This is a genomic window from Amorphus suaedae, from assembly GCF_053629675.1.
This window is the reverse complement of sequence record NZ_JBRJIT010000001.1, coordinates 2,360,042-2,382,599: the sequence shown is the minus strand read 5'-3', so window position 1 is coordinate 2,382,599 and position 22,558 is coordinate 2,360,042. Positions and strand designations below refer to the sequence as shown.

Here is a 22,558-nt window from a genome sequence, read left to right as displayed (position 1 = left end):
GAGCGCAAGGAAAACAGGCCGCGAAAGCGAACCCGGCGTGAGGGGAAAGGCGTGAGCGGATATGAGCCCGCCCCTAAACCAGCGCGCGACGGCGCGCCGGCGCCCCTGCGCCGCCCACCCGGAGCCGGTGGGCGCGAGCGAACCCGGCGTGAGGGAAAGGAGCCCCCCTACGCCAGGTAGTCGTGCACGACCTCGCCGAGCCCGAGCGTCAGGTCGGACAGGATGTGCGTCGCGCCGAGCACCTCCACCACCGGAAGCTGGGCCACCGGCGCCAGCGCGTGGTGGAACAGCTCGATCGCCGCCGGGCCGGTCCAGGCGCCTTTGAAGACGATGTCGGTCATGTGGTAGCGCACCAGCTCGCAGACCCGCGCGGTGCCGTCGACGTGGGGCACGATCTTCAGGAGGAAGTTCGGCGCCGTCAGCGACGGCATCACGTCGGCCTCGGCGAGATCCACGTGCTTGTAGCCCATGGTCGCGGTGCAGACGCGGACCGGCCCGAAGTCCAGCGTGCCGACCAGCGTCTCCTTCTCCACCTTCATGGTGGGCTTGGCGTACTTCTTCGGGAAGCCCCAGAGCTCGCGGCCGCCGAGGATCGGCGGGCCGTCGTCCAGGTACATGGCGTGGACGTAGGCGCCGCGCTCGCCCTTGTAGGTCACCGGGATCACCTGGCCGGTCTCGGTGTAGTCGCCGAAGCCGTTGGAGTCCGGCATGCGGATGAACTCGTACTTGACGATCGGGTCGGTGATTTCCAGCGGCGCCGGCACCACGGCGGCGAGCGCCTCCGGGTCGGTGCGGTAGGTGATGATGAAGAACTCCCGGTTGGTGAACCGGTAGGGGCCCTTGGGGAAGGCGGGCGAGGTGAACGGCATCGCGAAGGCGTTGGCCTTGATGGTCTCTTCGCTGATCATGTCGGGATCTCCGCTGGGTGACACGGACGGCAGGGGTCGGGCGCGCCGACGCCGCAACGGGTCCCGCGGGGCGGGGCCGCCGGCGCGGCGCCGGCCGAATTTCGGGCCGCGCGCGGCGCGGTCAGTCCTCCGCGTCGCGATCGACGTCGTGGGTGACGAACCCGATCTCCTGATCGGGCGGCGCGAACCACTCGGTGTGGCGCAGCGTGCGGCGCATCGACGAGGCGCCCGCCTGCCAGTGGTCGACCATGGTGTTGCGCGAGAACTCGTAGTCCTTGAACGCCTGGTCGTAGAGCTTGCGCCGGTAGATCAGGTGGAAGACGTTGACGCTCGCATTCAGGCCGAACGACTGCAGCCGCTTCACCTCGGGGCTGTCCATCATCTCCGGCGGCAGCTTGTCGAGCAGCTTGCCGACGGCCTGGCGCGCCTCCTGGATGCGGCGGAACATGTTGGTGTTCATGCGCGTCCGGCTGGAGAAGCGGATGTCCTTCTCGCGCTCCGAGACGTCCTGCAGGTTGCGCGGCCGCGGCCCGCGGGCCGAGAACAGGTCCACCTGGAACACCAGCGTGCCGTCGTACTGGCCGGAATCGATGATGTAGGAGAGCGGCGTGTTGGAGACGAGGCCGCCGTCCCAGTAGAGCTCGCCCTCGATCTCCACCGGCGGGAAGCCCGGCGGCAGCGCGCCGGAGGCCATGATGTGCTCCGGCCCGATCCGGCGGTAGGCGCTGTCGAAGTAGGCGAAGTTGCCGCTGCGCACGTTCACCGCGCCCACCGACAGCCGCATCGGCCCGTCATTGATGCGGTCGAAGTCGACGAGCTCCTCCAGCGTCGCCTTCAGCGGCGCGGTGTCGTAGTAGCTCATCGCCCCGTAGGAGCCGGCCGGCTGGAACATCGGCGCCGGGAAGCGCGGCGTGAAGAAGCCGGGCACGCCCATCGTCATCACCGCCATCGAGGCGGCCTGGTTGTAGGCGGCGCGGATGTCGTCGCCGTCGGGGATGTGCGGCCAGTTCACCCGGCTGGTCACCCGCTCCCAGAACTCGCGCAGCCGCTCGACGCGCTTTTCCGGCGGGTTGCCGGCGATCAGCGCGCAGTTGATGGCGCCGATGGAGATGCCGGCCACCCAGTCGATGTCGATCTTGGCGTCGTGCAGCACCTCGGCGACGCCGGCTTGGTAGGCGCCGAGCGCGCCGCCGCCCTGGAGGACGAGCGCGGTGGTCTTGTAGTTGGTCTCGATGGCCTTGCGGCATCCGGCGAACGGGTCGCCGGCGGCCATGTCTTCTCGATCAGGATCGATCACGCGCGAACCCCCCTTGTGGTTTTGCGCCACGCTTGCCGCCCCACTTCTAGCCCGCGACCTTAGTCGTTTCGTGAAGGGCGATAAAGAGGGCGTGTGCGGTGCAGCATGGCGCCGCCGCCGTGGCCCGCGTCCGCCCCGTTGGGCATTTTCCAACACGCTCCTGCTACCGCACGTTTCCGCCCCCTTGATTTGCAACGGTCAGTCCGCTTCACTCGGACCCAACAAAAAAAGGATTCCCGCAAGGACCGGCGTCAGACCGGCCCGGGGATCGCCAGAGGGTGGAAACAGATGGACGGAGCGGCCGCGACCGCAGCCGACGGCAATGTCACGTTGCCGCAGTTGCTGGTGCGAAATGCGACCGAGCTGGGTTCGCGTGCAGCGATCCGCGAGAAGACCTATGGGATCTGGCAGACCTGGACCTGGGCGGAGGTCCACGACGAGGTGCGCCGCGCCTCGATCGGGCTGTGCGAGCTGGGCCTGAAGCGGGGCGACCGGGTCGCGGTCGTCGGGCAGAACCGCCCGCGCCTCTACTGGACCTTCGCCGCCGTCCAGGCGTTCGGCGGCGTGCCCATCCCCGTCTACGCCGATTCCGTCGCCGAGGAGATGGCCTTCGTCCTCAACCACGCCGAGGTGAAGGCGGCCGTCTGCGAGGACCAGGAGCAGATCGACAAGGTTCTCTCCATCGCCGAGGACGTCCGCTCCATCGAGCTCCTGATCTACGACGAGCCGCGCGGCCTGCGCGACTACGACCACACCCGCCTGAAGAGCTTCGAGGACGTGCAGGAGGTTGCCGACCTTGCGATCGCCGAGCGGCCGGAGCTCGTCGATGCGTGGGCGGCGGAGATCGCCCGCGGCCGCGGCTCCGACCTCGCGGTGATGCTCTACACGTCCGGCACCACGGGCCAGCCGAAGGGCGTCATGCTCACTCACGACAACCTCGTCGTCTCGGCCCGCAACGCCAACGTCTTCGACAGCTTCACGCGCGACGAGGAGGTGATTGCCTACCTGCCGCTCGCCTGGGTCGGCGACCACATGTTCTCCTACGCCCAGAGCTACGCCGCCGGCTACTGCGTCTGCTGCCCGGAAAGCCCGGAGACGGTCAACGACGACCGCCGCGAGATCGCGCCGACCTACTTCTTCGCGCCGCCCCGGGTCTACGAGACGCTGCTGACCGCGATCATGGTGCGCATGGAGGACGCCAGCGCGCCGAAGCGCCGCATGTTCCATGCCCTGATGCGCCACGCCCGCAAGGTCGGCGAGCGCATCCTCGACGGCAAGCCGGTGCCGCTCGGCGACCGGCTGCTCTACTGGCTGGGCGATTTCCTGGTCTACGGCCCGCTGAAGAACCGGATGGGCTTCACCCGGCTGCGCGTCGGCTACACCGCCGGCGAGGCGATCGGGCCGGAGATCTTCCGCTTCTACCGCTCGCTCGGCATGAACCTGAAGCAGCTCTACGGACAGACCGAGGCCAGCGTCTACATCACCATGCAGCCCGACGGCACCATCGACGCGGAAACCGTCGGCACGCCGCCGCCGGGGGTGGAGGTGAAGATCGCCGAGTCGGGCGAGGTGATGTTCCGCTCGCCGGGCGTGTTCCAGGGCTACTACAAGAACGACGAGGCGACCCGGGAAACCCGGACCGAGGACGGCTGGGTGCACACCGGCGACGCCGGCATCTTCACGGCCGAGGGCCAGCTGAAGATCATCGACCGGGCCAAGGACGTCGGCCGGCTCTCCGACGGCAGCCTGTTCGCGCCGAAATACATCGAGAACAAGCTCAAGTTCTTCCCCAACATCAAGGAAGCCGTCGCCTTCGGCAGCGACCGCGACTTCGTGGCGGTGTTCGTCAACATCGACCTGATCGCGGTGGGCAGCTGGGCGGAGCGCAACAACGTCTCCTACGCCAGCTACCAGGAGCTGGCCGCCCTGCCGCGCATCTACGAGATGATCGCCGCCCACGTGGCCGAGGTGAACCGCAGCCTCGCCGCCGAGCCGATGATGGCGTCCTCCCAGATCCGCCGCTTCCTCGTGCTCCACAAGGAGCTCGACGCCGACGATGGCGAGCTGACCCGCACCCAGAAGGTGCGCCGCCGCTTCATCGCCGAGCGCTACCAGCCGCTGATCGACGCGCTCTACGACGGCTCGACGGAGAAGTACGTGGCGACCGAGGTGATCTTCGAGGACGGCCGCAAGGGCGTGATCGAGGCGACGGTGCGCATCGCCGACGCCGAGACGTTCCCGCCGGCGCAGGCCGCGCCCCTCTCAGAAGCCGCGGAATAGGGGCGCGCGATGGTGGCGATGGTGGACACCCGGACACACGAGGCCGATCCGGAGGGCGCCCGGCGCGAGGTGCTGCTGGAGGTCGCCCACGTGTCGCTCGCCTTCGGCGGCGTGAAGGCGATCTCGGACATCTCCTTCGACATCCGCACCGGCGAGATCCGCGCGATCATCGGCCCGAACGGCGCCGGCAAGACGTCGATGCTCAACGTCATCAACGGCTTCTACCATCCCCAGGAAGGCACCATCACCTTCGAGGGCAAGGTGCGCCGGCGCATGCGGCCCTACGAGGCGGCGCGCTCGGGCATCGCCCGCACCTTCCAGAACGTCGCGCTGTTCCGCGGCATGACCACCCTCGACAACATCATGTCCGGCCGCACGCTGATGATGCGCCGGAACTTCTTCTGGCAGGCGCTCCGCTTCGGCCCGGCGCTCGCCGAGGAAATCGCCCACCGCCGCCGGGTGGAGGAGATCATCGACTTCCTGGAGATCCAGCACATCCGCAAGACGCCGGTCGGCAAGCTGCCCTACGGCCTGCAGAAGCGGGTGGAGCTCGGCCGCGCGCTCGCCATGGAGCCGCGCCTGCTGCTCCTCGACGAGCCGATGGCCGGCATGAACCTGGAGGAGAAGGAGGACATGTCCCGCTTCATCCTCGACGTGAACCAGCAGTTCGGCACCACCATCGCGCTGATCGAGCACGACATGGGCGTCGTCATGGACATCTCCGACCGGGTGGTGGTGCTCGACTACGGCAAGAAGATCGGCGACGGCACCCCCGAAGAGGTGCGCGCCAACCAGGACGTCATCGACGCCTATCTGGGAGTGCCGCACGAATGATGACCGCGTGGGCCGACGGGCAGGGGCGGTGCGGCCGGTGCGCCGCCGCCGGGCGAGGGGAGCACTGAGGCGGTGGACACCCTCTATCTGATCTTCATCGATCCGTTCGTGCAGATGGTGCAGGCGCCGGACTTCCTGCTCCAGGTCCTGTGGGAGGGCTTCGTCTCCGGCGTCCTCTACGCGCTGATCGCGCTGGGCTTCGTGCTCATCTTCAAGGCCTCGGGCGTGCTCAACTTCGCGCAAGGCATCATGGTGGTGTTCGGCGCGCTGTCGCTGGTCGGACTGACCGCGCTCGGCATCCCGGCGCTCCTCTCCCTGGTCATCTGCATCGGCATCATGCTCGTGCTGGCCATGGGCATCGAGCGGATGGTGCTCCGGCCGCTGGTCAACCAGCCCGACATCATCCTGTTCATGGCGACGATCGGGCTCACCTATTTCCTGATCGGCCTCGGCGAGCTGATCTTCGGCGGCGAGCCCAAGACCATGGTGACCGAAGAGCTCATGCTGCCGACCGGGTCGACGGCCTTCGACATCCTCGGTGGCCTCCTGATCCTCCAGCACATCGACATCGCCGCCGCCGTCATCGCGCTGCTGATGGTGTCGGCGCTCGGCTTCTTCTTCTCCAAGACCCGCATCGGCCGCGCGCTGCGGGCGGTTGCCGACGACCACCAGGCGGCGCTGTCGGTGGGCATCTCGCTCAACCAGATCTGGGTCATCGTCTGGTTCGCCGCCGGCATCGTGGCGCTCGTCACCGGCATCATGTGGGGGGCGCGTTCCGATGTGTCGTTCGCGCTGCAGATCGTCGCCTTCAAGGCGCTGCCGGTGATCATCCTCGGCGGGCTCACGTCGATCCCCGGCGCCATCGTCGGCGGGCTGGTCATCGGCATCGGCGAGAAGCTCGGCGAGATCTACTGGGGGCCGCTGGTCGGCGGCGGAATCGAGAGCTGGCTCGCCTACATCATCGCGCTGGCCTTCCTGCTGTTCCGCCCGCAGGGCCTGTTCGGTGAACGCATCATCGAGAGGATCTGACCGATGGCCCACCAAAGCGCGCTGGAAGGGTTCGTGATCGACTGCCAGGTCGACGATCTGGACGCGGCGGCGGCGTTCTGGTCGGCGGCGCTCGGCGCCACGGCCAGGCCGGACGAGGACGGCAAGTACGTCCATCTCTCCGGCGCCTTCGGCGGGCTCGACCTCCTGCTCCAGGCCGTCGACCACGCGCCGCGCATCCACATGGACCTGCGCAGCGACGACATCGAGGCCGAGGCCGCCCGGCTGGAGGCGCTGGGCGCGCGGCGGGTCGGGGCGGTCCAGCGCTGGATCGTCATGGAGGCGCCCACGGGCCACCGCTTCTGCATCGTGCGCAGGGACGCATCCGAGATGGGCGGCGACGCCACAACCTGGGACGGGGATTGATGTTCTACCGCGAGGCCGGCCAGTACAAGACGACCTACGCCGCCGACCAGGCGGTGTTCCCGATCCGCCAGGACCGGATCGGGATCGCGGTGATCCTCGCCGTCGCCTTCGTGGCGATCCCGGTGTTCGGCAGCGACTTCCTGCTCACCTCGGTGATGATCCCGTTCCTGATCTTCACGCTCGCCACCATCGGGCTCAACATCCTGACCGGCTACTGCGGACAGCTGTCGCTCGGCACCGGCGCCTTCATGGGGGTCGGCGCCTACGCCTGCTACAAGCTCACCTCGATCTTCCCGGACACCAACATCCTGGTCTGGATCCTCGCCTCCGGCTTCTTCGCCGCGGCGGTGGGGGTGGTGTTCGGGCTGCCGAGCCTGCGCATCAAGGGCTTCTACCTGGCGGTGGCGACGCTCGCCGCCCAGTTCTTCCTGGAGTGGGCGTTCATCCGCATCCCCTGGCTCTACAACTACAATTCGTCGGGGGCGATCGAGGTGGCCAGCCGCTCGGGCTTCGGCGTCACCCTCGTCGGGCCGTCGGCCGGGGCGCTGCCGCGCTATTTCGCGGTGCTGGCGATCGTCGTCGCGATGACGTGGATCGCCTCCAACCTGCTGCGCGGGCGGATCGGCCGCTCGTTCATGATGATCCGCGACATGGACATCGCCGCCGAGCTGATCGGGGTCAGGCCGCTGCACACCAAGCTGATGGCGTTCGCGGTGTCGTCGTTCTACTGCGGCGTCGCCGGCGCCATGATGGTGTTCTTCTGGCTCGGCGCGGCGGAGCCGTCGGCCTTCTCCATCAACCTGTCCTTCCAGATCCTGTTCATGGTGATCCTCGGCGGTCTCGGCAGCCTGATCGGCTGCTACATGGGCGCCGCCTTCATCTGGATCCTGCCGATCCTGATCCGCATGGTGCCCGAGACGCTCGGCCTGTCCATCGAGGCGGCGACAATCGAGCACGTCAACTTCGTGATCGTCGGCGCGCTGATCATCTTCATCCTGATCGTCGAGCCGCACGGGCTGGCCCGCATGTGGCAGATCCTCAAGCAGAAGCTCCGCGTCTGGCCATTCCCCTACTGAGGAGGACCCATCCCGGCCGGGACCGCGGGGAGGCGGTCCGGGCCCGACAACGTCGGCTTGCAATGGTCGGCACCGCACTTAAGATCGACGGCATGGGGCCGCCAACGAGCTCCAGCTGACAACAAATCTGCGGCACACCCCGCAGCAGGGAGAAACAGCATGATCAAATCGAGGAGCGCGATCGCCGGTCTGGCGTTCGCCGCCACGGCCTTTTCCGGTATCTCCGCGCCGCCCGCGCTCGCCCAGGACGGCGAGCTCTTCATTCCGCTGCTCACCTACCGCACCGGGCCGTTCGCCGGCTCCGGCATCCCGATCGCCGACGGCATGCGCGACTATCTCACCATGCTCAACGAGCGCGACGGCGGCATCGGCGGCGTGAAGATCCGCATCGAGGAGTGCGAGACCGGCTACAACACGCAAAAAGGGGTGGAGTGCTACGAGAGCACCAAGAACCAGAAGCCGCTCATCTACAATCCGTACTCCACCGGCATCACCCTGCAGCTCATCCCCAAGGCGTCGGTCGACAAGGTGCCGGTCCTGTCGATGGCCTACGGCCTGTCGGCAGCGGCCGACGGCAAGCTCTTCCCGTGGGTGTTCAACCCGCCGGACACCTACTGGGACGGCGCCTCGGCGATCATCAAGTACATCGCCCAGGAGGAAGGCGGCGACCTCTCCAACCTGAAGGGCAAGAAGATCGGCTACATCTTCCTTGACGCCGGCTACGGCCGCGAGCCGATCCCGCTCTTGGAGCAGTTCGCCAAGGACTACGGCTTCACGCTGACCCAGTATCCGGTGCCGGCCGACCAGATGCAGAACCAGTCGTCGCAGTGGCTCAACGTGCGCCGCGACCGGCCCGACTACATGATCATGTGGGGCTGGGGCGCCATGACGCCGACGGCGGTCAAGGAAGCCGCCAAGATCCGCTACGACATGGAGAAGCTGATCGGCGTGTGGTGGTCCGGCGGCGAGGACGACGCGCGTCCGGCCGGCGACGGGGCGAAAGGCTTCAAGACCCTCAACTTCAACGCCGTGGGCCAGGATTTCCCGGTCATCCAGGACATCCAGACCTACGTCGTCGACAAGAACATGAGCCAGGTCTCCGACAAGTCCCGCGTCGGCGAGAACCTCTACAACCGCGGCGTCATGAACTCCTTCCTGATGGCCGAGGCGATCCGCACCGCCCAGAAGATGACCGGCAAGACGGTGATCGACGCGGCCGACATGCGGGCCGGCATGGAGAACCTCGACATCACCGAGGCGCGCCTGAAGGAAGCCGGCATGGAAGGCTTCATGGCCCCGCTGAAGCTCTCCTGCGAGGACCACTCCGGCGAGAACGACGTCTACGTCCAGCAGTGGGACGGCAAGACGTGGCAGAAGGTGTCGGACTGGTTCCCGCCGATGAAGGAGGTCGTCCGGCCGATGCTGGTCAAGGCTGCGGAGGACTACGTCGCCTCCAACCAGCCGTGGCCGGAACGGTCCGAGCCCTGCAACTAGAGCACCTTCAGGAAAAGTGGGAACCGGTTTTCCGTCCGAAGGTGCGCAGGAAAAGCACCTTCAGGAAAAGTGGGAACCGGCTTTCCGTCCGAAGGTGCGAGGGAAAACCCTGGCTTCAGGTTCCGGGCGGGCGATGCGATCATCGTTCGCCCGGGCCTTCCCGCTTCCCGCACGGCGCCCGGCGAGCCATGAGAGGTCATTTCTGTGCCGCATCGACGATGGCGCTCCATCCGCCGGCTGATCGTCCTGATCCTCGTGCTGTTCGGCCTCTTCTGGGGAACCGGCTGGCTCTATGACTTCAACGCCGAGCGCACCCATCGCCATTTCAACGATTTCGGCGCCGATGGCGTCATCGTCAAGGCGCGCGAGCGCGTGCTGGAGCGCGGCTCCCGCCGCCTCATCGTGCTGGTGCACGGCTTCGGGGCCTCGCCGATGACCATGGAGCCGCTGTTCGAGGCCTTCGCCGAGGAAACCGGGTCCGATCTCTGGGCGCCGCTGCTGGAGTATCACGGCCGCACGCTCGAGCGCTTCGCCGCCTTCGATGCCGACGCCATCCGCGACGATCTGGCCGAGCGCCTGAAGAAGCGCATGGAGCGCTACGACGAGGTCGTCATCATCGCCCATTCCTTCGGCGGCGCGATGCTCGCCGATCTCGTCCAGGCGGGCCGGATCCCCGACAGCGCCGTCGTCCTCCTGCTGGCGCCGGCGATCGACATCCGCTCCAACACCCGGCTGCTCGGGCTGGAGCTGAAGGCCTACCGGCTGTGGGCCGACTACTGCGACTTCGTCGAGATCGGCTGCAAGGTGCCGAACCCGGTCGGGGTCGACGCGGAGGGCGTCGAGGAGATCTACGCCCAGAACATCTTCTTCACGATCGTGCCGGACGCCGTGCTGCAGCTCTTCGACTATGCCGACCGGGTCGCTCCCCGCGTCGGCGGCATCGCCCGGCCCATCGACGTCGTCATGGCGAAGGACGACGGCGAGGTCGACTTCGCCGGCACCGCGGCGATCTGCGCCGCTCTCGCCGCCTGCCGCCTCTACGCCTTCGAGACCGGCGGCCACTCGCCCCAGTTCGGCGCCAACGCCGAGGCCGTCACGGCGCTGTTCGTCCGCCTCGCCGACGATCCCGCCGCCGGCTGCGAGGGACTGCCCTGCACCGTCACGCCCCAGAAGGACGCCCGCCGCGCGCCCGCCGCCCTGCCAGGCCGGCAGGCCGCGGCCTCCAGGGAGACCGCCAGATGGAACTGACCACGGAGACGGCGCCGGCGCCCGCGCCCGCCGCGGCTGCCCCGCCCATCCTCGACGTGTCCAACATCGAGGTCATCTACGACCACGTCATCCTCGTCCTGAAGGGCGTCTCGCTGGCCGTGCCGAAGGGCGGCATCGTGGCGCTGCTCGGCGCCAACGGCGCCGGCAAGACCACGACCCTCAAGGCGATCTCCAACCTGCTGCGCGCCGAGCGCGGCGAGGTCACCAAGGGCTCGATCAGCTTCGATGGCGAGCGGGTGGAGGCGCTGTCGCCCAACGCGCTGGTCACGCGCGGCTGCATCCAGGTGATGGAGGGCCGCCACTGCTTCGGCCACCTCACCATCGAGGAGAACCTGCTCACCGGCGCCTACACGCGCCGCGAGGGCTGGTCGGCGATCCGCGACGACCTCGACAAGGTCTACACCTACTTCCCGCGCCTCAAGGTGCGGCGCTCCTCCATGGCCGGCTACACCTCCGGCGGCGAGCAGCAGATGTGCGCCATCGGCCGGGCGCTGATGTCGCGGCCGAAGATGGTGCTGCTCGACGAGCCGTCGATGGGGCTCGCGCCGCAGCTCGTCGAGGAGATCTTCGAGATCGTGAAGTCCCTCAACCAGAACGAGGGCGTGTCGATGCTGCTTGCCGAGCAGAACACCAACATCGCGCTGCGCTACGCCACCTACGGCTACATCCTGGAGTCCGGCCGCATCGTCATGGACGGCGACGCCGCGGCGCTCAGGGAGAACGAGGACGTGAAGGAGTTCTATCTCGGCGTCGGCGGCGAGGGGCGCCGCTCCTTCCGCAACGTCAAGCACTACAAGCGCCGCAAGCGCTGGCTGTCGTGAAGGGGCGGGGAGGGTACCGATGAGCCTGTATTTCGACGAGCGTGAGATCCAGGACCGGCAAACGCGCGAGCACGAGCTGATGCGCCGCCTTGCCGCCCTCGTCCGCCACGCGGTCAACAACGCGCCCGGCTGGGGCCGGCTGCTGGAGGGCGTGGAGACCGGCTCGGTGTCGTCGCGCGCCGAGCTCGCCCGGCTTCCGGTGCTGCGCAAGGCCGACCTGACGGCGCTGCAGGCCGGCGACCCGCCATTCGGCGGCCTCGTTGCCGCGCCGCTGGAATCGCTCGGCCGCGTCTTCGTCTCGCCCGGCCCGATCTTCGAGCCCCAGCCGGTGGGCCCCGATCCCTGGAACGTCGCGCGCGCCCTGTATGCGGCCGGGCTGCGCCGTGGCGACCGGGTCCACAACGCCTTCTCCTATCACATGACCCCCGGCGGCTGGCTGATGGACGAGGGCGCCCGGGCGGTCGGCGCCACGGTGTTCCCGGCCGGCACCGGCGGCACCGACCAGCAGGCCGCCGCGATCGGCCACCTGAAGCCGGGCTTCTTCTGCGGCGTGCCGGACTTCCTGAAGATCCTGCTCGACAAGTGCGACGAGCTCGGCGTCGACGCGTCCTCCATCACCCGCGCGCTGGTCTCCGGCGGGGCCCTGCCGCCGTCGCTGCGCGCCGTCTTCGACGACCGTGGCGTCGCCGTCCTGCAGGCCTACGCGACGGCCGAGCTCGGCGTCGTCGCCTACGAGAGCGAGGCGCGCGAGGGGCTGATCGTCAACGAGGACGTGGTGCTGGAGATCCTGCGTCCGGGAACCGGCGAGCCGGTGCCCGACGGCGAGGTGGGCGAGGTCGTCGTCACCAGCCTGTCGCCCACCTATCCGCTGATCCGGCTCGCCACCGGCGACCTGTCGGCGATCCTGCCCGGCGACAGCCCGTGCGGGCGCACCGGCACGCGCATCAGGGGCTGGATGGGCCGGGCCGACCAGCGCACCAAGATCAAGGGCATGTTCGTCGATCCCGCCCAGGTCGACGCGCTGGTGAAGCGGCATCCGGAGATCCGCCGGGCCCGGCTCACGGTCACCCGCGACAACGAGCGGGACGTGATGACGCTGGCGATCGAGACCGACGCCGGCGAGGCGATCGCCGCGCGCGTCGCCGAGAGCCTGCGCGACCTCACCAAGCTCGGCGGCGAGGTCCGGGTGGTGGCGCCCGGCTCGCTGCCCAACGACGGCAAGGTCATCGCCGACGAGCGCCCGGTCGGCTGAGCCGGCCTCGGGGCCGGATGCGGCGGGCGGTCGGTGCCCGCCGCTCCGGGACCGGACCTACGGGACGAGAAACTCGAACGGCGCGCTGGGCTTCAGAAGCGGCGCCACGTCGCCGCCGGCGTCGCGGGGATCGTTCAGGTGCAGCGTCATCGCCGGGGCGCCCTCGGCGAGGTCGACCGAGCCCAGGTCGATCCACATCACCGTCGGGTTGATGACGGAATCGAAGTAGTAGCGCCGCGCCTCGTGCTCGCTCACCGTCCGCCACAGGGTGGAGGAGATGTTCGGCTTCACCGGGTCGTTGAGGCCCAGCGGAGTGCTGATCGCGCGCATCTGCGAGAAGATCGCGGCCAGCGCGGCGCGGCGGTCGGCGAACTTCGGGGTGGCGTTGAGATTGTAGCTGGCGCGTGCGAACCGGTCGGCGGCGGCGATGGTGCCGGGCAGGAAATGCTGGCCGCCGACGAGGCTCCAGTAGCTGTTGATGGCGAGTTGTTGCTCGTAGGTGGGCGAGTTGGTCATCACCCGGTAATCGCGGCCGTGGTGGATCTGCAGCGCGCCGTCGACGAACTCCAGGATCGCCGAATCCCCGCTTTCGTCCGACAGGCTCAGATGGACCGTCGCCGGCTTGCCGTTCGGCGCGTCGGCCGGGATCACCGTCAGCGGATCGGTCTCCATGGCAGCGATCGCCTCGGCGACGGTGGCGAAATTGTCGAGGATGTACTGCAGCCAGGCGCCGACGGAGATTGTCGGCTTGCCGCGCGCCGCCGGGTCCCCGTAGTCGGACTCGACCAGGTAGAGCAGGTTTCCGGCGAGCCCCGCCTCGTTCAGACCGTCGGAGGTGGCGAGGCCGTAGATGGAGACCACGGTCGAGCCGTAGATCGAGGTCCAGTGCACCGTGTCCGCCCCGGTTCCCCCGTCGCGCTTCATGCCGCGCGGAAAGACCCACAGGTCGGTGGCCATGCCGACGTCGCTCCAGTCCATGGTGCGGCCCGTCAGGTAGGTCCCGGATCCGGTTTCATAGAAGACTCGTGTGCACATGGGTTTGCCCTCTCTTGCCGTCGCGTCGGTCGTGCTGGCCTTTCGCCGCCCCGGCCTCAGTCGTAGCGCGTTTCGCCGCCGCGTTCGCGCGAAATGCGGGCGACGGGACGCCGCGGGCCGCGCCCGGGTCGGTGGCGGCGGGGGAGGGAAGCGCCTGCCGGAGGCTCCGTAAAAACGTCCGATTTGCCCTGTTTGAAGCATTTGGCGGGCAATTCGCTCCGGATTGGCGCCGATTTTCTGTCTGGAGCTCTTGAAATCCGGTCGCGAACTTCGCTATCTGCTGAGGATCGACAAGTTCGCCGCATCGGTGTAGACCGTCGAGCTGTTTTCCCGAGACCTATCGCTGCCATATGCGCCCCGTCGCAGGGCGCCGACGCCGCGCTCGTAAATGAATTGAGAAGGTAGAGTGCCATGAACGTCATCGAAGAGATCGAACGCGAGCAGATGGCGACCATCGAGGGCCAGCGGAAGCTGCCGCCGTTCCAGGCCGGCGACACGCTGCGCGTGAACGTGCGCGTGACCGAAGGAACGCGCACCCGCGTCCAGGCTTTCGAAGGTGTTTGCATCGCGCGGTCCGGCGGCGGCCTCCACGAGAACTTCACCGTCCGCAAGATTTCCTACGGCGAGGGCGTCGAGCGCGTGTTCCCGTTCTTCTCGCCGATGATCGAGTCGGTGGACGTGGTTCGTCGCGGCAAGGTCCGGCGCGCGAAGCTCTATTATCTGCGCGGCCGTCGCGGCAAGTCGGCCCGTATCGTCGAGCGGCGTGACCGTCGCGGCGAAGAGGGCCAGCGTTCGACCATCAAGCCGACCGCCGACGCCGCCGAGTAATTTCACTGCTGGACAGTCCGAACGGGCGGTCGTGATCCTTCGGGTCGCGGCCGCCCTTTCGTTCGTCCGCGGCCCGGCGGCGGCGAGCGCGTTCATCTCCCCAGCCGCGCGGCGCCCCATCCCGGCGCCGGGCGCCGGCAAGGGATTATTCTTCGACGGACCGACACGCTTGGCCCGGTTCATGCGATGATCCCCCGCATGCAGGCGCCTGCATCCCCGGTCCGGGCCTCCTTCCTCCCCGGTTCCTGAGCATCACGGCGCTGCTGCCGCGGCCGGGTCCACGCCCGTCTGCGCCGCCATCGGTCTGTTCGCCGGTGCCGGTGTCATGCATCTGGCATGCGCCGGCGTCATGGATTCCTGTGTGCGTTTGCGTCAGTCGTCAGTCCCCATGCCAGTTTTCGTCGCTTCGTTGCCGTGCGGTGCCCCCGGGCGGTCCGTGATGTCAGCCGTCGGATCCACGCGATCGCGCCGGACGGGCCGTCGTGCCGGTGCGCCGCCGATCCGGCCTGAGGCGGGTTCGGCCGGGGCGTTGGCGCCATGCTGAAGGCCGGCACCCTCGCGCTCACCGTTCTGCTGGCGCTGCTGCAGGCCGCCGGTCCGATCTCCACCGACACCTACCTGCCGTCGCTGCCGGCGATCGCGATCAGGCTGAACGCATCCGTCGCCACCGCCCAGCTCACGCTGTCGGTGTTCCTGGTCGGCTTCGCCGTCGCGCAGATCGTCTACGGCCCGTTCTCCGACCGGTTCGGCCGCAAGCCGGTGCTGGTCACCGCGCTGTCGCTCTTCGCCGTGGCCACGCTCGCCTGCGCGCTCGCCACCTCCATCGAGATGCTGATCGCCGCGCGCTTCCTGCAGGCGCTCGGCGCGGCCGGTCCGGTTGTGCTGTCGCGCTCCATCGTCCGCGATCTCTACGAGGGCCGGCGGGCGAGCACGGAGATGTCGCGCATGGCGACCATCATGGGCCTCATGCCCGCCATCGCGCCCACCTTCGGCGGCCTCATCGATGCGCTGTTCGGCTGGCGCGCGGTCTTCCTCGCCGTCTTCCTTCTCGGCGCGGTCATCCTTGTGGCGGTGATCTTCAAGCTGCCGGAGACGGTGCGCGAACGCACCGAGACGCCGCTGACGGTGCGCACCTTCTTCGGCGGCTTCGGTCCGGTGATCTCCGATGCCGGTTACCGCGTCCACGTGGCGATCGTCTGCTTCACCTACGCCGGCATCTTCACCTTCGTCTCCGCCTCGTCGTTCGTGTTCCAGAACATCTACGGCATGAGCTCGGTGAGCTTCGGGCTGGTGTTCGGCATCTGCGCGCTCGCCTACGTCTCCGGCACGCTGATCGGCCAGCGGCTGCTGCAGCGCCTCGGCGTCGCGGCGGCGCTGGGCATCGGCTGCGCCTTCCTCGCCGTCGGCGGGATCACCATGGTGCTGGCGCTGGCGGTCGGCTTCGACGGGCCGCTGGGCATCATCATCCCGTCGATGATCTACATGGCCGGAGTGGGCCAGGCGATGCCCCAGGCGATGGCCGGCGCGCTGATGCCGTTTTCGAAAGGCGCCGGCGCGGCGTCGTCGCTGCTCGGCTTCACCCAGATGGTGTTCAGCGCGTCCGTCGGCGTTGCGGTCGGCATCGCGATGGGCTCGACCGCCTGGCCGATGGCGCTGTTCCTCTGCGCCTGCGGCATCGCCGCGGCGCTCACCTACGCGCTGTCGCGCCGGATCCGCGCCGCCGGCCCGATCTGGTAGGGCGGGACGAGTACAACCTGAGTGCCTTTTTCGGCCGCGTTTCGCGACAGGCCATAGGCACTCTCAATCGTGGTTAGGGGAGGGAATTCCATTCTATAAAGCCTTTGCGTGCTTCATAGTATGATATCTGGTTGAGGTTGCATTGGATTGGGGGCATTCGGCGATGTCCAAAAACCAGATAAAGCTCAATTCTGTTTGGAGTCAGAGAGAGATTCCAGTTGTCTTGCGTCGAGCCGGCAAAGGTGAGCGTCTAAGGGTGCGCCTCCCGTTTTCTCACGATAATCGGCAATGGCTTCAAAACGGGAGACGAATAGGTCCTGAGTGGTTTGGTGGGAAGGACGCATATTGGGAACTTCCAAAATCATGGTTCAATGATTTTGTTGATCGTGCACTATCGCGTTACGGCAAAGTTTATATTGTACAGCCTTACCGCGAGCAGGAAATCTGTGCCCCTGCGTGTCAAGAGGCTAGTGGGCACGTGTGTCAGTGTTCCTGTATGGGCGCGAACCATGGTTCTGGACGCGATGGAAGTTGGTTTGAAGTGTCCGAAACCTTTTCCACTCGGTGGGGAGAGCGTGAAATTGCTTGCAGACTGCTAACTGCGCGGTAGAGGACGTGGCTGAATATTATTCCAGCCACTTCGTGATGCCTCCCCTCGCGATTTAGCATGCTGTGCAAGTCGATGGCCCTACCCACCAAAGAGCTTCTTGAAGAAGCCGGTGCCGACGTTGCGCTCGGGCGGGATCCAGGCGCCGTGGCTGGCGCCCTGCACCTGGCGGGTCTCGCCCGACCGCTGGGCCGCCGGGTAGGCGCCCGGGTTGGGGCCGTCGAGGGGCACGTCGGCGCTTGCCACCGGCACCGCGCCGCCGGCGTAGGCGCCCGGCAGGTCGGCCACCGCCATGCCCTCGTGCACCTTCTGCATCACCGCCCGCCACAGCTCGGCCGGGGCGTGGCCGCCGGTCGCGCGCTTGGTCGGCGAGTTGTCGTCGTTGCCGAGCCACACGCCGGTGGTGAAGTAGGCCGTGTAGCCGATGAACCACGCGTCCCGCCAGTCCTGGCTGGTGCCGGTCTTGCCGGCGGCCGGCCAGCCCTCGATCTGGGCGCGCTGGGCGGTGCCGGAGGTCAGCGCCTCCGACAGCATGGCGTTCATCTCGCCCACCTCCAGCTCCGGCAGCACCCGGCCCGGGCCGGAGCCCGTGCGCTTGTAGATTACCTTGCCGTCGTCGGTGCGGATGCGCTGGATCACGTGCGGCACCACGCCGTAGCCGCCGTTGGAAAACGGCACGTAGGCGGAGGTCAGCTCCAGAAGCGTCACCTCCGAGGTGCCCAGCGCGATCGAGGCGTTCGGGTCGAGCTCGGAGTGGATGCCGAGCCGGTGGGCGGTCTTCACCACGTTCGCTGGTCCGACGGTGGCCGCCAGCTTGGCGGACACGGTGTTGAGCGAGTTGGCGAGCGCCCGGGTCAGCGTCACCGGCCCGTAGTACTTCTTGGTGTAGTTCTGCGGCGACCAGTTGCCGATCTTCACCGGCTCGTCGACCACCACCGACTGCGGCGTGAAGCCCTGCTCCAGGGCCGCCAGGTAGACGAACGGCTTGAACGAGGAGCCCGGCTGCCGCTTGGCGGTGACGGCGCGGTTGTACTGGCTCTTCTGGTAGTCGCGGCCGCCGACCAGCGCCTTCACCGCGCCGCCGCCGTCCATGACGACGATGGCGCCCTGGCCGACGCCCATCTCCTTGCCGTCCTTGTCGAGCTTGGTCTTCAGCGCGTCCTGGGCCATCTCCTGCAGCCCGAGGTCGATGGTCGTCTCGACGACGATGTCCTCGTCCACCGCGCCGACATAGCCCGGCAGCACGTCCGCCACCCAGTCGGCCACGTAGCCGACGCTGGGCGAGGTCGCCCGCGTCACCACCTGGGCCGGGTTGGCGCCGGCGATCTTCGCCTCGATCGGGGTGACGTAGCCCTCGTCGGCCATCGCCTGCAGCACCACCTTGGCGCGGGCCGCCGCGGCGTCCGGATCGCGGGTCGGCGCATAGCGCGACGGCGCCTTCAGGAGGCCGGCGATCATCGCCGACTGGGCGAGGTCGAGCTCGCGCGCCGACTTGTTGAAATAGCGCTCGGCGGCCGCGTCGACGCCATAGGCGCCGGCGCCCAGGTAGACGCGGTTCAGGTACATCTCCAGGATCTGGTCCTTGGAGTATTTCGCCTCCAGCCACATCGCCATCAGCATTTCCTGCATCTTGCGCTCGATGGTCCGCTCGGGCGTCAGGAACAGGTTCTTGGCGAGCTGCTGGGTCAGCGTCGAGCCGCCCTCCACGACGCCGCCGGCGACGAGGTTGGAGAACATCGCGCGCGTCAGGCCGATCGGATCGATGCCGTAATGGTCGCGGTAGCGCCGGTCCTCGATGGCGATCACCGCGTTGGGGAGATATTTCGACATCTCCGACAGCGTCAGCGCCTCGCCGCCGGTGTCGCCGCGGTTGGCGATCAGCTCGCCGCGCTCCGACACGATGCGCACGTTCGGCGGCCGCTTCGGCACCGCCCATTCCGAGGTCGGCGGCAGCGTCGCGGCGTAATAGGCGAAGATGCCGACGACGGCGATCAGCCCCCAGATGCCGACGAACAGCGTCCAGCCCACCATGCGCCGCAGCAGGCTGCGCTTGCGGCGGCCGCTCTTGGTGGTCTTCCTGCGCCGCGGATCGCGGCGTTCCGGCTCGGCGGAGCGGCGGCCGTTGCCGCCGGCGGGCGGCCTGCCGCCGCCCGCTCCGCGCCCGCCGCCCGACGATCCGGTGCCGGATCCGCCGGTGCGGATGGGGTGCAGGTCGAGGGTCTTGCCCGCGTCGCTGGGCTTGCGGCGGGGAGGGCGCCCTTGCGGCGGCCGGCTGGATGCCATGTCGGTTCGGGTCCTTGGGTTGAGGGCCGCGCGCGCGGAATCGGCTGCGCCGGCAGTCCCGGTCTCCGGATGAAGGCCAGATGTGGCGATTTCTGGTCGCCGGCGCGGCCATCGGGCGGAGAACACGCACCGGCGCCGGCGGTGCGATTGCCCGCCCGCGCCCGCGTCCATGCGCCGCCCGTGCCTTCAGTGTGTGCGGTTATCCCTAAGGGGCGGTAAAAGAGCGGCGACGGCGGCGAGATTCGCCCTTCAAACCGATCCGAGCGGAAGGCATCATTCCCGACATGGCGACAGTGACCCCCAAAGCGATCCCGTTCACGCCGCGCGCCCCGAAGGCGGGCGACCATGTCTTCCTGGTCGACGGCTCCTCCTTCGTGTTCCGCGCCTACTTCCAGTCGATGAACCAGGACCGGCGGTACAACTACCGCGACGACGGGCTGCCCACCGGGGCGGTCCGGCTGTTCTGCAACAAGCTGTTCCAGTTCATCCGCGAGGGCGCCGTCGGCATCACGCCCACCCATCTCGGCATCATCTTCGACAAGTCCGAAGCCTCGTTCCGCCGCGAGCTCTACCCCGACTACAAGGCCCACCGGCCCGATCCGCCGGAGGACCTGGTGCCCCAGTTCCCGCTGATGCGCTCGGCGGTGAAGGCGTTCGGGATGATCCCCATCGAGCAGATCCGCTACGAGGCCGACGACCTGATCGCCACCTACGCGTGCCAGGCGCAGGAGGCCGGCGCCGACGTGCTGATCATCTCCGCGGACAAGGACCTGATGCAGCTCGTCCGGCCGGGCATCTCCATGTACGACCCGGCCTCGGGCGAGAAGAAGCGCGGCTCCTTCCGCGCCGAGCGCCGCATCGGCCCGGACGAGGTGATGGAGTATTTCGGCGTGCCGCCGGAGAAGGTCATCGACGTGCAGGCGCTCGCCGGCGACGCCACCGACAACGTCCCCGGCGTGCCCGGCATCGGCATCAAGACCGCCGCCCAGCTCATCTCCGAGTACGGCTCGCTGGAGGAACTGCTCGCCCGCGCCGACGAGATCAAGCAGCCGAAGCGCCGCGAGAAACTCATCGAGAACGCCGAGCTCGCGCGCATCTCCAAGACGCTGGTCACGCTCGTCTGCGACGTCGACCTTGAGGTCCCGCTGGAGAACCTCGCCGTCCACGATCCCGATCCGGCCACCCTGATCGGCTTCCTGAAGGCGATGGACTTCACCACCATCACCCGCCGCGCCGCCGAGGTCTATGAGGTCGATGCCACCGCGGTGGAGCCGGATCCGGCCTTCACCGGCCTGCCCGACGGCGTCGTCGCCGCGGTGCCGGAGGCCGAGGCGGCCGCCACCGCGGTCGCCGCCACCCTCGACGGCCCGGCGCTGGAGGGGGCTGCCGGGCTCGCCCAGCGCCGCCTCGCCGAGGCGACCGCGACGCCGGTCGACCGCGCCGCCTACCAGACCGTCCGCACCCTGGAGGAGCTCGACCGCTGGATCGCCGAGGCGCGCGAGGCCGGCGTGGTCGCCGTCGACACCGAGACCACGTCGCTCACCGCCATGAGCTGCGAGCTCGTCGGCGTGTCGCTCGCCACCGCGCCGGGCCGCGCCTGCTACATCCCCATCGCCCATCGCAACGGCAGCGCCGACCTGTTCGATTCCGGCGCGCTGCTGGAGGGCCAGATCCCCCACGACCAGGCGATCGCCCGCCTGAAGCCGCTCCTTGAGGACCCGTCGGTCCTCAAGGTGGCGCAGAACATGAAGTACGACTGGCTGGTGCTGATCCGCTGCGGCATCGACGTGGCGCCGTTCGACGACACCATGCTGATCTCCTACGCGCTGGACGCCGGCGTCCGCGCCCACGGCATGGACGAGCTCTCCAAGCGCTGGCTCGGCCACACGCCGATCGCCTACAAGGACGTCTGCGGAACCGGCAAGGCGCAGGTCACCTTCGACAAGGTCGACCTCGACCGGGCCACCGAATACGCCGCCGAGGACGCCGACGTGACGCTCCGCCTCTGGCGGGTGCTGAAGCCACGGCTGGTGGCCGACCGGGTGACGACGGTCTACGAGACGCTGGAGCGGCCGCTGGTCGACGTGCTCGCCCGGATGGAGCGGCGCGGCGTGGTCATCGACCGCCAGGTGCTGTCGCGGCTGTCGGGCGAGTTCGCCCAGAAGATGGCCGCCGTCGAGGCGGAGATCCAGGAGCTGGCCGGCGAGCCGTTCAATGTCGGCTCGCCCAAGCAGCTCGGCGAGATCCTGTTCGACAAGATGGGCCTGCCCGGCGGCAAGAAGACCAAGACCGGGGCCTGGGCCACCGGCGCCCAGGCGCTGGAGGACCTGGCGGCCGAGGGCCACGACCTGCCGGCGCGCATCCTGGAATGGCGTCAGTGGTCGAAGCTGAAGTCCACCTACACCGACGCGCTGCCCACCTACGTCAACGCCGAGACCGGCCGGGTCCACACCTCGTTCGCCATGGCGGCGACCTCGACGGGCCGGCTCTCTTCCTCGGAGCCGAACCTGCAGAACATCCCGATCCGCACCGAGACCGGGCGCGGCATCCGCTCCGCCTTCATCGCGGCGCCGGGGACCAAGCTGCTGGCGGCCGACTACAGCCAGATCGAGCTACGCGTGCTCGCCCACATCGCCGACATCCCGCAGCTCAAGCAGGCCTTCGCCGACGGCCTCGACATCCACGCCCTCACCGCAAGCGAGATGTTCGGCGTGCCGGTGGAAGGCATGGACCCGATGATCCGCCGCCGCGCCAAGGCCATCAACTTCGGCATCATCTACGGCATTTCCGCCTTCGGTCTGGCCAACCAGCTGGCCATTCCCCGCAACGAGGCGGGCGAGTACATCAGGCGCTACTTCGAGCGCTTCCCCGGCATCCGCGACTACATGGAATCCACCAAGGCGTTCGTCCGCGAGCACGGCTACGTGACCACGATCTTCGGCCGCAAGGCGCACTACCCGGAGATCGACACCAAGAACCCGTCGATGAAGGCCTTCTTCGAGCGCGCCGCCATCAACGCGCCGATCCAGGGCTCGGCGGCCGACATCATCCGCCGCGCGATGATCCGGCTGGAACCGGCGCTGGCGGCGAAGCGGCTCGGCGCCGGCATGCTGCTGCAGGTCCACGACGAACTGATCTTCGAGGTGCCCGACGACGAGGTGGAGAAGACGATCCCGGTGGTCCGCCAGGTGATGGTCCACGCCTGCGACCCGTCCCTGACCCTCTCGGTCCCGCTCGAGGTCGACGCCAACGCGGCGGAGACATGGGCGGCGGCGCACTGAGAGTTTTCTAGGCCCCTCACGCCGAATGCGCTGCGCTCACCGGCTCCGGGAGGCGGGGGTCTACCCGCTCACGCCGCGCCCTGCGTGCGCGGCTCCGCGAGGGCGGCCTCCGGCCGGCGCGCGGTCGCGCGCTGGTGGGCGAG

At 68.4% G+C, this 22,558-nt stretch carries 16 protein-coding genes; 12 read left to right on the top strand and 4 right to left on the bottom strand.

The window, feature by feature from the left end; translation table 11 throughout:
• Positions 1–167: 167 nt before the first annotated feature.
• Positions 168–908 (bottom strand): acetoacetate decarboxylase, encoded by a 741-nt coding sequence (locus tag AB7M35_RS10670; protein WP_453959565.1) that lies wholly within the window; start codon positions 906–908, stop codon positions 168–170.
• A 121-nt stretch (positions 909–1,029) separates the two neighbouring features.
• Entirely contained in the window at positions 1,030–2,181 is a 1,152-nt protein-coding gene (locus AB7M35_RS10665; RefSeq protein ID WP_453959562.1) for a patatin-like phospholipase family protein, read from the bottom strand.
• A gap of 312 nt (positions 2,182–2,493) precedes the next feature.
• Between AB7M35_RS10665 and AB7M35_RS10660 the strand changes: the two genes are divergently transcribed.
• The 9 genes from AB7M35_RS10660 (at position 2,494) to AB7M35_RS10620 (ending at position 12,644) form a co-directional block, all read left to right on the top strand.
• Entirely contained in the window at positions 2,494–4,485 is a 1,992-nt protein-coding gene (locus AB7M35_RS10660; RefSeq protein ID WP_453959560.1) for an AMP-binding protein, read from the top strand.
• 18 nt (positions 4,486–4,503) lie between these two features.
• Positions 4,504–5,319, top strand: a complete 816-nt coding sequence (locus tag AB7M35_RS10655) for an ABC transporter ATP-binding protein (RefSeq protein ID WP_453959558.1) — start codon at positions 4,504–4,506, stop codon at positions 5,317–5,319.
• A 72-nt stretch (positions 5,320–5,391) separates the two neighbouring features.
• Positions 5,392–6,348: a branched-chain amino acid ABC transporter permease gene (locus AB7M35_RS10650; protein ID WP_453959556.1), complete on the top strand. Its 957-nt coding sequence runs from the start codon at positions 5,392–5,394 to the stop codon at positions 6,346–6,348.
• A 3-nt stretch (positions 6,349–6,351) separates the two neighbouring features.
• Entirely contained in the window at positions 6,352–6,732 is a 381-nt protein-coding gene (locus AB7M35_RS10645; RefSeq protein ID WP_453959555.1) for a VOC family protein, read from the top strand.
• Positions 6,732–7,808: a branched-chain amino acid ABC transporter permease gene (locus tag AB7M35_RS10640; protein ID WP_453959553.1), complete on the top strand. Its 1,077-nt coding sequence runs from the start codon at positions 6,732–6,734 to the stop codon at positions 7,806–7,808. The genes AB7M35_RS10645 and AB7M35_RS10640 overlap by 1 nt, the downstream gene beginning before the upstream one ends.
• A 159-nt stretch (positions 7,809–7,967) precedes the next feature.
• Positions 7,968–9,302 (top strand): ABC transporter substrate-binding protein, encoded by a 1,335-nt coding sequence (locus AB7M35_RS10635; RefSeq protein ID WP_453959551.1) that lies wholly within the window; start codon positions 7,968–7,970, stop codon positions 9,300–9,302.
• Positions 9,303–9,506: 204 nt separating this feature from the next.
• A complete protein-coding gene (locus tag AB7M35_RS10630; RefSeq protein ID WP_453959549.1) occupies positions 9,507–10,550 on the top strand; it encodes an alpha/beta hydrolase in 1,044 nt (347 codons plus the stop codon).
• Positions 10,541–11,392: an ABC transporter ATP-binding protein gene (locus AB7M35_RS10625; RefSeq protein WP_453959548.1), complete on the top strand. Its 852-nt coding sequence runs from the start codon at positions 10,541–10,543 to the stop codon at positions 11,390–11,392. The genes AB7M35_RS10630 and AB7M35_RS10625 overlap by 10 nt, the downstream gene beginning before the upstream one ends.
• 19 nt (positions 11,393–11,411) lie before the next feature.
• A complete protein-coding gene (locus AB7M35_RS10620) occupies positions 11,412–12,644 on the top strand; it encodes a phenylacetate--CoA ligase family protein (protein ID WP_453959546.1) in 1,233 nt (410 codons plus the stop codon).
• A gap of 57 nt (positions 12,645–12,701) precedes the next feature.
• On the opposite strand, the gene AB7M35_RS10615 is transcribed toward AB7M35_RS10620, so the two are convergent.
• Positions 12,702–13,679 (bottom strand): linear amide C-N hydrolase, encoded by a 978-nt coding sequence (locus tag AB7M35_RS10615; RefSeq protein ID WP_453959545.1) that lies wholly within the window; start codon positions 13,677–13,679, stop codon positions 12,702–12,704.
• Positions 13,680–14,090: 411 nt separating this feature from the next.
• Between AB7M35_RS10615 and rplS the strand changes: the two genes are divergently transcribed.
• Entirely contained in the window at positions 14,091–14,507 is a 417-nt protein-coding gene (gene rplS, locus AB7M35_RS10610; protein ID WP_453959544.1) for a 50S ribosomal protein L19, read from the top strand.
• A gap of 537 nt (positions 14,508–15,044) precedes the next feature.
• Positions 15,045–16,244, top strand: coding sequence for a multidrug effflux MFS transporter (locus AB7M35_RS10605; protein WP_453959542.1), 1,200 nt, complete (start codon positions 15,045–15,047; stop codon positions 16,242–16,244).
• Positions 16,245–16,932: 688 nt separating this feature from the next.
• Here AB7M35_RS10605 and AB7M35_RS10600 read toward each other — a convergent pair.
• Positions 16,933–19,134, bottom strand: a complete 2,202-nt coding sequence (locus AB7M35_RS10600) for a transglycosylase domain-containing protein (protein ID WP_453959539.1) — start codon at positions 19,132–19,134, stop codon at positions 16,933–16,935.
• Positions 19,135–19,418: 284 nt separating this feature from the next.
• Here AB7M35_RS10600 and polA point away from each other — a divergent pair, with 284 nt between their 5' ends.
• Positions 19,419–22,415, top strand: a complete 2,997-nt coding sequence (gene polA / locus AB7M35_RS10595; protein ID WP_453959537.1) for a DNA polymerase I — start codon at positions 19,419–19,421, stop codon at positions 22,413–22,415.
• The last annotated feature ends 143 nt before the right edge of the window (positions 22,416–22,558 follow it).

What these genes read in the sequence shown, in the direction of transcription:
- AB7M35_RS10670 (WP_453959565.1), bottom strand. Translation starts at nt 908, where the DNA reads ATGATCAGCGAAGAGACCATCAAGGCCAACGCCTTCGCGATGCCGTTC.
- AB7M35_RS10665 (WP_453959562.1), bottom strand. Translation starts at nt 2,181, where the DNA reads ATGGCCGCCGGCGACCCGTTCGCCGGATGCCGCAAGGCCATCGAGACC.
- AB7M35_RS10660 (WP_453959560.1), top strand. Translation starts at nt 2,494, where the DNA reads ATGGACGGAGCGGCCGCGACCGCAGCCGACGGCAATGTCACGTTGCCG.
- AB7M35_RS10655 (WP_453959558.1), top strand. Translation starts at nt 4,504, where the DNA reads ATGGTGGACACCCGGACACACGAGGCCGATCCGGAGGGCGCCCGGCGC.
- AB7M35_RS10645 (WP_453959555.1), top strand. Translation starts at nt 6,352, where the DNA reads ATGGCCCACCAAAGCGCGCTGGAAGGGTTCGTGATCGACTGCCAGGTC.
- AB7M35_RS10640 (WP_453959553.1), top strand. Translation starts at nt 6,732, where the DNA reads ATGTTCTACCGCGAGGCCGGCCAGTACAAGACGACCTACGCCGCCGAC.
- AB7M35_RS10635 (WP_453959551.1), top strand. Translation starts at nt 7,968, where the DNA reads ATGATCAAATCGAGGAGCGCGATCGCCGGTCTGGCGTTCGCCGCCACG.
- AB7M35_RS10625 (WP_453959548.1), top strand. Translation starts at nt 10,541, where the DNA reads ATGGAACTGACCACGGAGACGGCGCCGGCGCCCGCGCCCGCCGCGGCT.
- AB7M35_RS10620 (WP_453959546.1), top strand. Translation starts at nt 11,412, where the DNA reads ATGAGCCTGTATTTCGACGAGCGTGAGATCCAGGACCGGCAAACGCGC.
- AB7M35_RS10615 (WP_453959545.1), bottom strand. Translation starts at nt 13,679, where the DNA reads ATGTGCACACGAGTCTTCTATGAAACCGGATCCGGGACCTACCTGACG.
- rplS (WP_453959544.1), top strand. Translation starts at nt 14,091, where the DNA reads ATGAACGTCATCGAAGAGATCGAACGCGAGCAGATGGCGACCATCGAG.
- AB7M35_RS10605 (WP_453959542.1), top strand. Translation starts at nt 15,045, where the DNA reads ATGCTGAAGGCCGGCACCCTCGCGCTCACCGTTCTGCTGGCGCTGCTG.
- AB7M35_RS10600 (WP_453959539.1), bottom strand. Translation starts at nt 19,134, where the DNA reads ATGGCATCCAGCCGGCCGCCGCAAGGGCGCCCTCCCCGCCGCAAGCCC.
- polA (WP_453959537.1), top strand. Translation starts at nt 19,419, where the DNA reads ATGGCGACAGTGACCCCCAAAGCGATCCCGTTCACGCCGCGCGCCCCG.